This is a genomic window from Streptomyces sp. McG3, assembly GCF_018619185.1.
Lineage (GTDB): Bacteria > Actinomycetota > Actinomycetes > Streptomycetales > Streptomycetaceae > Streptomyces.
On record NZ_JAAXYC010000304.1, the window covers coordinates 1 to 9,336 of the forward strand.

The window sequence follows — 9,336 nt, forward strand, 5'->3', positions numbered from 1 at the left end:
CCCCCTTTCCCCTCGCTTCTTCGCGTCGCCCCCCCGCCCCTTCCCCCTCCTCTCCTCGAACCTTCGCCCCGCATCCGTGCGCCCTTCCGTGGAGCCCCCATGACTGTCAGCCATGCGCCACCACCACCCGGCCTGTCCGCTGCCCCGGAGAAGTCCTCCGCGCCGAGCCGTACGCCGCCCGACCTGGAAGCGGTCGTTCCGGCGTCCGTCCGGCGGTCTCGGCTGCGGGCCGCTCCGCGGTGGGTGCGACGGGCGGTGGGGCCGTTGCTGTTGCTCGCGTTGTGGCAGGTGCTCAGCGCCACGGGGGTGCTGCATCCCGATGTGCTCGCCTCGCCCGGGACCATCGCCCGCGCGGGCGCCGACCTGGTGGCGGACGGGACACTGCCCGCCGCGATGGGGGTCTCGCTCCAGCGTGTGGTCGTGGGGCTCCTGCTCGGTGGCGTCGTCGGGACGGCGCTCGCGCTCGTGTCGGGGCTCTCACGGCTCGGAGAGGACCTGGTCGACGCGACCGTGCAGATGCTGCGCACGGTGCCCTGGGTGGGGCTGATCCCGCTGTTCATCATCTGGCTCGGGATCGGGGAGGCGCCGAAGGTGGCCCTCATCGCGCTCGGGGTGGCCTTTCACCTGTATCTCAACGTCTACGCGGGAATCCGCGGCGTTGACGCCCAACTCATCGAAGCCGGTGAGTCGTTGGGGCTCGGACGGTGGGGGCTGGTCCGGCATGTGGTGCTGCCGGGGGCGCTGCCCGGGGCGATGACCGGGCTGCGGTACTCGCTGGCGACGGCCTGGCTCGCGCTCGTCTTCGGTGAGTCGATCAACGCCGACGCCGGAATCGGGTTCCTGATGAACCAGGCCCGCGAGTTCTTCCGGACCGATGTGATCGTCGTCTGTCTCGTCGTGTACGCCTTCCTCGGCCTCACCGCCGACGTCATCGTCCGGATCCTCGAAAGGCTGCTGCTGCAATGGCGACCGACCTTCACCGGCCAGTGAAAGACGACCTTGCCCCCGGCCCGCTGACCGCGGCGCCGGACGGCGCTCCGGAGGCCGCCGTGCGGGTGGAAGGGCTCGTCCGGGCCTTCGACGGGCGTCCGGTCATCGACGACCTCGATCTCACTCTGCGGGCAGGCGAGTTCACCGCTCTGCTCGGGCGCAGCGGCTGCGGCAAGTCGACGCTGCTGCGGGTGCTCGCCGGGCTCGACCGGGAGATCTCGGGCACCGTCCTGGTGCCGCGCCGGCGCGCGGTCGCGTTCCAGGCACCGCGGCTGATGCCGTGGAAGAAGGTCTGGCGCAACGTACTGCTCGGGCTGCCGGGCAAGCCCGAACGCGGAGTCGCCGAGCGGGCGTTGGCGGAGGTCGGTCTCGGGGAACGGGCCGGGGCGTGGCCCAAGACGCTGTCCGGCGGTGAGGCGCAGCGCGCTTCGCTGGCCAGGGCCCTGGTGCGCGAGCCCGATCTGCTGCTCCTCGACGAGCCCTTCGGCGCACTGGACGCCCTGACCCGGATCAAGGCCCAGCAGCTCGTCGCGGAGCTCTGGCAGCGGCGCGGCTGCGCCGTACTGCTGGTCACCCATGACGTGGACGAGGCCCTGCTGCTGGCCGACCGGGCGCTGGTGATGCGGGACGGGCGGATCGCGTACGACACGCCTGTCGCGCTGGACCGGCCCCGCGGGGTCGGCTCACCCGGGTTCACCGGCCTGCGTTCCCGCCTGCTGACCGAACTGGGCGTCGAGGGCGAGGGCGGTGGCGGCGTCGAAAGGGAGAGCCACGTCCGCGGTGAGCCGGACGCCACCGCCGGGGCGGAGCCGTCCGTGGCCGCCACCGCGTCCGGTGCCGGACCGACGAAGAACTCCGCCGCGTCATCCGCACACCCCCGTCACGGAGAGGCCTCATGAAACGCCGCGTCCTGCCTGCCCTGCTCCTCCCCCTCGCCCTGCTCCTGACCGCCTGCGGCGGTTCCTCCTCCGCGAACTCGGGCGGCAGCACGGACGGAACGGGCAGCCTTACGCTCAACGTCGGCGACCAGAAAGGTGGTTACGAGGCGATCCTGCGGGCCTCCGGAGAGCTCGACGACCTCGACTACCGCATCAAGTGGTCCACCTTCACCTCGGGACCGCCCCTGCTGGAGGCCGTGAGCGCCGGTGCGGTGGACATCGGAGGCGTCGGCAACACTCCGCCCGTCTTCGCCGCGGGGGCCGACTCGAACATCACCGTCATCGGCGCCACGCACGGCTCGTCGGCCGGTGAGGTCATCGTCGTGCCCGAGGAGTCGCCGCTGAAGAAGCCCGCCCAGCTCAAGGGGGCGTCCATCGCCGTGGCACAGGGCAGTTCCGCCCACTTCCAGCTGGTCGCCTCGCTCAAGAAGGCCGGCCTCGGGATCGAGGACGTGAAGCTGAAATACCTCCAGCCCGCCGACGCGCTCGCCGCGTTCAGCCGGGGCAAGGTCGACGCCTGGGCGATCTGGGACCCGTACACCTCGCAGGTGCTGCGTACGGCGGACGCCCGGGTCCTCACCACCGGCGAAGGCGTCGTCAACGGCCTCGGTTTTCAGGTCGCCTCACCCGCTTCTCTCAAGGACGGGAAGAAGTCACAGGCCATCGGCGACCTGCTCGTCCGGCTGGAGCGGGCCCAGAAGTGGGTCTTCGAGCACCCGGAGGAGTGGGCCGAGGTCTGGGCGAAGGAGACCGGGCTGCCCTTCGAGGTGGCGCTGGACGCCGTGAAGCTCAGTTACGGCACCCGCGTCCCGGTGGCGATCGACGCCGCGGCCATCGCCTCCGAGCAGGAGATCGCCGACACCTTCGCCGAACTGAAGTTGATTCCCCGGCGGTTCGACTTCGAGGACTACGTCGACACCCGGTTCAACCGTGACCTCCCCGCTTCCTCCACCGCGCCGCGCTCCTACGGAAAGGCCTCATCGTGAACGTCCACCTGCACTGGTTCCTGCCCACCGGGGGCGACGGCCGGACACTCGTCGACCGGCACGCCTACACCGACGGCGGCATCAAACGCGACCGGATCACCCCGGTGAGCGGGGTGCGGGCTCCGGACATCGACTATCTGATCCAGATCGCCAAGGCGGCCGAGCAGTTGGGCTTCGAGGCCGTGCTGACGCCCACGGGTACGTGGTGCGAGGACGCCTGGCTGACCACGGTGGCGCTCGCCCAGCACACCGAGCGGCTGAAGTTCCTCGTGGCGTTCCGGCCGGGGGTCATCTCCCCGGTGCTCGCGGCCCAGATGGCCTCCACGTATCAGCGGATCACCCGGGGGCGGTTGCTGCTCAACGTGGTGACCGGGGGTGATTCCACGGAGCAGCGGCGGTTCGGGGACCACCTGGACCACGACCGGCGCTATGCGCGGACCGCGGAGTTCCTGTCGGTGGTGCGGGGCGTCTGGAGCGGGCAGCCGTACGACTTCGACGGTGAGCACTACCAGGTGGAGGGCGGGCTGACCGCACTGCCGCCGGACCCGCTGCCGGAGATCTTCTTCGGCGGGTCCTCGGCCGCCGCGGGGCCGGTGGCCGCGGCCCACACCGATGTCTATCTGACCTGGGGCGAGCCGCCGGCCGCGGTGAAGGCGAAGATCGACTGGATTCGCGGCCTGGCGGAGGAGCAGGGGCGCACGGTCCGGTTCGGCATCCGGCTGCACACCATCTCGCGGGACTCCTCGGCCGAGGCGTGGGCCACCGCCGACCGGCTGCTGGGCGACCTCGATCCGGACACGATCGCGGCGGCGCAGCAGGCGTTGGGGAAGAGCGAGTCGGTCGGGCAGCAGCGGATGCTGGCCCTGCACGGCGGTTCGCGGGACAAACTGGAGATCGCGCCGAATCTCTGGGCGGGTGTCGGTCTGGTGCGCGGCGGGGCCGGGACCGCGCTGGTGGGCAGCCATGCGGAGGTCGCGGACCGGATCGAGGAGTACCACGCGCTGGGCGTGGAGCACTTCGTGCTCTCCGGGTATCCGCATCTGGAGGAGGCGTACTGGTTCGGCGAGGGGGTCACCCCCGAGCTGGCCCGGCGCGGACTGCTGTCGACCGTGCCCGCGTCCCCGCTGCTGGGTGCGAACGGCGCCGAGCCCCGGCCCGCCACAGCTCCGGGCGGAGCGCCCCTGCTGGTCGCCGGGGGGCGCTGAGCCTCGCGGTGCTGCTTGTCGGGGGTCCGGGAAGATCCCGGACCCCCGACGAGTTAGTAGAAGCGTGAACATTTCTGGGGTGCGTGAGCTGGACGTGGTCGTGATCGGCGCGGGTCAGGCGGGGCTGTCCGCCGCCCACCACCTGCGCCGCGTGGGACTGGAGCCGGACGCCGGCTTCGTCGTGCTGGACCACGCGCCCCGGCCGGGCGGCGCGTGGCAGTTCCGCTGGCCCTCGCTGACGTACGGCAAGGTCCACGGGATGCACGCGCTGCCGGGCATGGAGCTGACCGGAGCCGATCCCGACCGGCCCTCGTCGGAGGTGATCGGCGCGTATTTCGCCGCGTACGAGGAGCGCTTCGGCCTGCGGGTCCACCGCCCGGTGGAGGTGAGCGCCGTACGGGAGGGGAGCGGCGGGCGACTGCTGGTGGAAACGTCCGAGGGGACGTACGCCGCGCGGGCCCTGATCAACGCGACCGGCACCTGGGACCGGCCTTTCTGGCCGCGCTACCCGGGCCAGGAGACGTTCCGGGGGCGGCAGTTGCACACGGCGAACTACCCGGGGCCCGAGGAGTTCGCGGGGCAGCGCGTCATCGTCGTCGGGGGCGGGGCCTCCGGTACGCAGCATCTGATGGAGATCGCCGGGCACGCGGCCGACACCTTCTGGGTGACCCGGAGCGAACCGGTCTTCCGCGAGGGACCGTTCACCGAGGAGTGGGGGCGGGCAGCTGTGGCGATGGTCGAGGAGCGGGTGCGCAGGGGGCTGCCTCCGCGGAGCGTGGTCAGCGTGACCGGGCTGCCGATGACCGATGCGGTACGACGGGCCCGGGAGCAGGGGGTGCTGGACCGGCTGCCGATGTTCGACCGGATCACGCCGAGCGGTGTGGCCTGGGACGACGGTCGGGTCGTCGAGGCCGATGTGATCCTGTGGGCCACCGGGTTCCGGCCCGCGGTGGACCATCTGGCACCGCTGAAGCTGCGCGAGCCGGGCGGCGGCATCCGGGCCGAGGACACCCGTGCCGTACGCGACGGGCGTGTCCATCTCGTCGGGTACGGCCCGTCCGCCAGCACCATCGGCGCGAACCGCGCGGGCCGGGCGGCGGTCCGGTCGGTCATGCGGCTGCTGAAGGAGACGGGCGAGGACAGCGGCGACGAGCGGGCGGACCGGGAAGCCGACGACGGACGGACGGACCGGGAAGCCGGGGCGGTCGTCGCCGTCCCGGTCTCCGGACGCTGATCCCTCCGCGGGCGGAGGCCGTCAGCCCGTGGCGGCGGAAGCTCGGGTGCGGTTGAACTCCTCGACGTTCCGCTGCTGTTCGTCGTAGCTGTCGGTGAACCGGGTGTCGCCGGGGCCGACCGTGACGAAGTACAGCCAGGGGCCGGGCGTGGGGCTGACGGCCGCGCGCAGCGCCTCCTCCCCCGGATTGCCGATGGGCGTCGGTGGCAGCCCCTTGATCCGGTAGCTGTTGTACGGGCTGTCCAGTTGGGTGTCGGCGGTCGTGGTGTCCAGGGTGGAGCGCTTCAGGGCGTAGTTGATGGTGGAGTCCATCTGCAACGGCATGTCCTTGAGCAGCCGGTTGTAGACGACCCGGGCCACCTTGCCCATGTCGGACGCGGTGTCCGCCTCGGCCTGGACGATGCTGGCGATTGTGATCGTGTCGTAGACGGAGACGTTGTTGCGCTGGGCTCCCGCAGTGACGTGGTCCGCGCCGAAGTGCTTGCGGGCGGTGTCCGCCATGTAGCGCAGCAGGCCTGCGGGATCGGTCGCGCCGTCGAGCGGATAGGTCGCCGGGAAGAGGTACCCCTCGGGGTTGCCCTCGGCCTGGTCCGGCAGAGCGAGGTCCACCGCCGTCGCGGCCTTCCGCGTGCTGCCGGGCTTCAGGTCGAGCGCCTGGTCGACGGCCTCGTACACCTGCGAGGCGCGACGGCCCTCGGGAATCATCAGGGTGTTCTGCGGGCGCTCCTTCTCGTGCCCGCCCTCGTCCGATCCGGTCAGGGACAGCGGGATCAGGACGGCGGCCGACACGACGAGCAGGGCGCCGACGGCCAGGGCGATCTTTCCGCGGCGGGTCGGGCGGAGTCTGCGACGGGGCCGGGCGTCCGGGGACTCGTTCACCATGCGGGCACGTTAACCCGGGGCACGAGCCACGGCCGGTAGCTCGGCCACGGCGTCGGCTCCGGCGACACGAACGCCGTACCGGGCGGACCAGAACGCACGACACACAGAACACGCGAACAGGGGATCGGGTGTTCGCTGGAACGTGTGATCGTCAGGGGATTCGTTGCCGTTCACCCGTCCGGGGCGTGATGATTGCAGAGCGCAGTCAACGGGCTGCAGACCGCTACTGCGCAGTCCCACAGATGCACCACGCACAAGGAGAAAGACCAGATGAACTTCCTGACCAACCTGCTTGCCGGCGTCGTCCACTTCGTGGGTTGGCTCGTCTGACCATTGCTCCGCCCGGCGCCGTCGCTCCCCGTCCCACGGGAGCGGCGGCGCCGCCGTGTGTGCTGCGCCGGCCGGCTCAGCCGTTCGCAGCCGCCGGCCCGGTGAAGGGCGGCAGTGCGGTGAACCCGGGATCCACCGTCACCACCGCCGCGAGGGTGTCGAGCGTCCGGCGGACCCGGGTGAGCGGGTGGTCCGGGAATTCCGCGTCCCACTGGGCGTGGTCCGCCGCGTGGAAGGGCAGTCCGCCCTGGACCTCGGGGGCGTAGGGGTGCGGCCGGAAGTACTGGTCGGGGCCGAGCTTGGCCATCACCACGGCTTCCCGCATGCCCGTCATACCGCGCTCCGCCGCCTGGATCTTCACCACGGTGCTGCACCCGGCGCGCGGCACGGTGAAACTGCCGAGGAACGCCTGCCCGCTGGGCTGTCCCGGCAGCGGCAGTTTGAGTATCTGGCGCAGGGCGGGCAGCTCACCCAGCCGCTTCACCGACGCCTCGATGAGTCCGCCGCCCGCCCGGGCGGTGAAGTGGGTCAGGCCGTGGCGCAGCGCGGGGCCGTCGTCCAGTGCGGCGGGCAGATCCGGCGGCAGGCCGAAGAAGTGCAGCGACAGCACATCACCGTGGTCGTTCAGCCAGGTGTCGGTGTCCACGGTTCGGTAGCCGGGGAGTTCCACCCCGAGGAGAGCTCTCATGCGCGGCGATCATGCCGTACGCGCGTCGCGCCGGTGGCGTCAGGGCCGGCACTCCCCCTGACCGCCGGGGCCCGTGGTCCTGCCCCGGCGGTCAGGGAGCCGGAACCGGGGCCGGGTGGGCGTCGCGGCGGATCAGGGCGGCGTAGCGGCCGTCGCGGTCGAGCAGTTCCTCGTGCGTACCGCGCTCGGCGGCCCGGCCGTCCTCCAGGACGACGATCTGGTCCGCGTCGCGGACGGTGGAGAGGCGGTGCGCGATGGTCAGCGTGGTCCGTCCGGCGGACAGGGCGTCGATCGCTTGCTGCACGGCCTGTTCCGTACGGGTGTCGAGCGCGCTGGTCGCCTCGTCGAGGATCAGCACCGGCGGGTCGCGCAGGATGGTGCGGGCGATGGCGAGGCGCTGCTTCTCACCGCCCGAGAAGCGGTAGCCGCGCTCACCGACCAGGGTGTCGTAGCCGTCGGGCAGGGAGGCGATGTGGTCGTGGATCTGCGCCGCCCGGGCCGCGGCCTCGATCTCCTCCTCGGTGGCGTCCGGCTTGGCGAAGCGCAGGTTGTCGGCGACCGAGGCGTGGAAGAGGTAGGTCTCCTGGGAGACGACGCCGACCGCCCGGGCGAGGGTGTCGAAGTCCAGATCGCGGACGTCGACCCCGTCGATCGTGACCCGGCCGCCGGTGACGTCGTACAGCCGGGGCACGAGGTAGCTCAGGGTGGACTTGCCGGAACCGGTGGATCCGACGACCGCGAGACTCCCGCCCGCGGGGACGGTCACGTCGATGCCGGTCAGTGTCGGGCCGTTCTTCTCGTCGTAGCTGAAGTCGACCTCCTCGAAGGCGATCTCGCCGCGGATCTTCTCCAGGCGGACCGGCTTCTCCGGTTCGGTGATGTCCACCGTGAGGTCGAGGTACTCGAAGATGCGCTGGAAGAGGGCGAGGGAGGTCTGCATCTGCACACCGGTGGAGAGGAGGCTGACCGCCGGGCGGAACAGCCCCTGCTGGAGCGTGACGAAGGCGACCAGCGTGCCGATGGAGACGGCGGCCGCTCCGGACGCGAAGGTGAGACCTGCCGCCCAGTAGATGACGGCGGGCATGGCGGCCATCACGATGCCGATCGTCGACATCCGCCAACGGCCGGCCATGCTGGAGCGCACTTCGAGGTCGACCAGGCGCTCGGACTCCTCCGCGAAGCCCCGGGTGAGGGAGTCGGAGCGGCCCATCGTGCGGCCGAGAAGGATGCCGCTGACCGAGAGGGACTCGGTGACCGTGGCGGCCATCGCGGCCATCTGCTTCTGGCGCTGGGTGGTGATCCTCTTCCGCTCCCGGCCGACGCGCCGGCTGATCGCGACGAAGACCGGCAGCAGGAGCAGCGAGACGACGGTGAGCCGCCAGTCGAGGGCGAGCATGGCGACGACGGTCGCGATGACGGCCGTGAGGTTGGAGACCAGCGAGGTGGCGGTGGAGGTGACCGTCGCCTGCATACCGCCGATGTCGTTGGCGATGCGGGACTGGACCTCGCCCGTGCGGGTGCGGGTGAAGAAGGCGAGCGGCATCCGTTGGAGCTGGGTGTAGACGGCGGTGCGCAGGTCATGCATGACGCGCTGACCGACGGTGGTCGAGATCAGGGTCTGGAGCACGCCGAAGACGCTGGTCATCACGGCGGTGAGGATCATGCCGAGCGCCAGCAGGGTCAACAGGCCCGTGCGCCCCTGCGGGATCGCGGTGTCCAGGATCTCGCGCAGCAGGAACGGGGAGGCGACCGACACCAGGGAGGACGCGCCGACCAGCAGGCCGACGACGGCCAGCCGGCCGCGGTAGGGGTGGAAGAGGCGGAGGATGCGGCGCACCTCGCCGGACGGCCGGTCGGCGGCGGTGTGGGCATCGGGCGGGGGCGTCCACGTGGGCTCGTCGGGTTTCATGGGCTCCTTCGTCGGGCGTGAGGCGTGGCCGGACAGACCCGACCCTCGCACATGGAGAGCTTAGCTCATTGTTACCTATACTCACAATGAACAAGGTCCTGTTATTGTTCCCGTATGGACGCCTCCGATTCCCCCGGTCCGCTCAGCTCCTCCGGCCCCCCCGGCTCCCCCGGC

Annotated in this window: 8 protein-coding genes; 5 read left to right on the top strand and 3 right to left on the bottom strand. The window is 71.3% G+C overall.

The window, feature by feature from the left end; translation table 11 throughout:
• The first annotated feature begins 99 nt into the window (after positions 1-99).
• The 5 genes from HET64_RS32050 (at position 100) to HET64_RS32070 (ending at position 5,353) form a co-directional block, all read left to right on the top strand.
• The gene (locus HET64_RS32050) at positions 100-990 is read left to right on the top strand and encodes an ABC transporter permease (RefSeq protein ID WP_215110659.1); all 891 of its coding nucleotides are present in this window, start codon (positions 100-102) and stop codon (positions 988-990) included.
• On the top strand, positions 963-1,889 hold the full coding sequence (locus HET64_RS32055) for an ABC transporter ATP-binding protein (RefSeq protein WP_215110660.1): 927 nt from the start codon (positions 963-965) through the stop codon (positions 1,887-1,889). Before HET64_RS32050 ends, HET64_RS32055 begins: the two co-directional genes overlap by 28 nt.
• Positions 1,886-2,914 (top strand): ABC transporter substrate-binding protein, encoded by a 1,029-nt coding sequence (locus HET64_RS32060; RefSeq protein ID WP_215110661.1) that lies wholly within the window; start codon positions 1,886-1,888, stop codon positions 2,912-2,914. Before HET64_RS32055 ends, HET64_RS32060 begins: the two co-directional genes overlap by 4 nt.
• Positions 2,911-4,119 carry an LLM class flavin-dependent oxidoreductase gene (locus HET64_RS32065; protein WP_215110662.1) on the top strand — a complete coding sequence of 403 codons (1,209 nt, stop codon included), beginning with the start codon at positions 2,911-2,913 and terminating at the stop codon, positions 4,117-4,119. The genes HET64_RS32060 and HET64_RS32065 overlap by 4 nt, the downstream gene beginning before the upstream one ends.
• Positions 4,120-4,198: 79 nt before the next feature.
• Positions 4,199-5,353, top strand: coding sequence for an NAD(P)-binding domain-containing protein (locus HET64_RS32070; RefSeq protein WP_308370413.1), 1,155 nt, complete (start codon positions 4,199-4,201; stop codon positions 5,351-5,353).
• Positions 5,354-5,374: 21 nt separating this feature from the next.
• On the opposite strand, the gene mltG is transcribed toward HET64_RS32070, so the two are convergent.
• The 3 genes from mltG to HET64_RS32085 all read right to left on the bottom strand — a co-directional run bounded on the left by mltG (position 5,375) and on the right by HET64_RS32085 (position 9,162).
• Positions 5,375-6,235, bottom strand: a complete 861-nt coding sequence (mltG, locus tag HET64_RS32075; protein ID WP_215110664.1) for an endolytic transglycosylase MltG — start codon at positions 6,233-6,235, stop codon at positions 5,375-5,377.
• Positions 6,236-6,641: 406 nt separating this feature from the next.
• Entirely contained in the window at positions 6,642-7,253 is a 612-nt protein-coding gene (locus HET64_RS32080; protein ID WP_215110665.1) for a hypothetical protein, read from the bottom strand.
• A gap of 91 nt (positions 7,254-7,344) precedes the next feature.
• The gene (locus HET64_RS32085) at positions 7,345-9,162 is read right to left on the bottom strand and encodes an ABC transporter ATP-binding protein (protein WP_215110666.1); all 1,818 of its coding nucleotides are present in this window, start codon (positions 9,160-9,162) and stop codon (positions 7,345-7,347) included.
• Positions 9,163-9,336 lie beyond the last annotated feature (174 nt).

Excerpts from the sequence above, each read along its gene's own strand:
- HET64_RS32050 (WP_215110659.1), top strand. The coding sequence starts at position 100 with ATGACTGTCAGCCATGCGCCACCACCACCCGGCCTGTCCGCTGCCCCG.
- HET64_RS32055 (WP_215110660.1), top strand. The coding sequence starts at position 963 with ATGGCGACCGACCTTCACCGGCCAGTGAAAGACGACCTTGCCCCCGGC.
- HET64_RS32060 (WP_215110661.1), top strand. The coding sequence starts at position 1,886 with ATGAAACGCCGCGTCCTGCCTGCCCTGCTCCTCCCCCTCGCCCTGCTC.
- mltG (WP_215110664.1), bottom strand. The coding sequence starts at position 6,235 with ATGGTGAACGAGTCCCCGGACGCCCGGCCCCGTCGCAGACTCCGCCCG.
- HET64_RS32080 (WP_215110665.1), bottom strand. The coding sequence starts at position 7,253 with ATGAGAGCTCTCCTCGGGGTGGAACTCCCCGGCTACCGAACCGTGGAC.
- HET64_RS32085 (WP_215110666.1), bottom strand. The coding sequence starts at position 9,162 with ATGAAACCCGACGAGCCCACGTGGACGCCCCCGCCCGATGCCCACACC.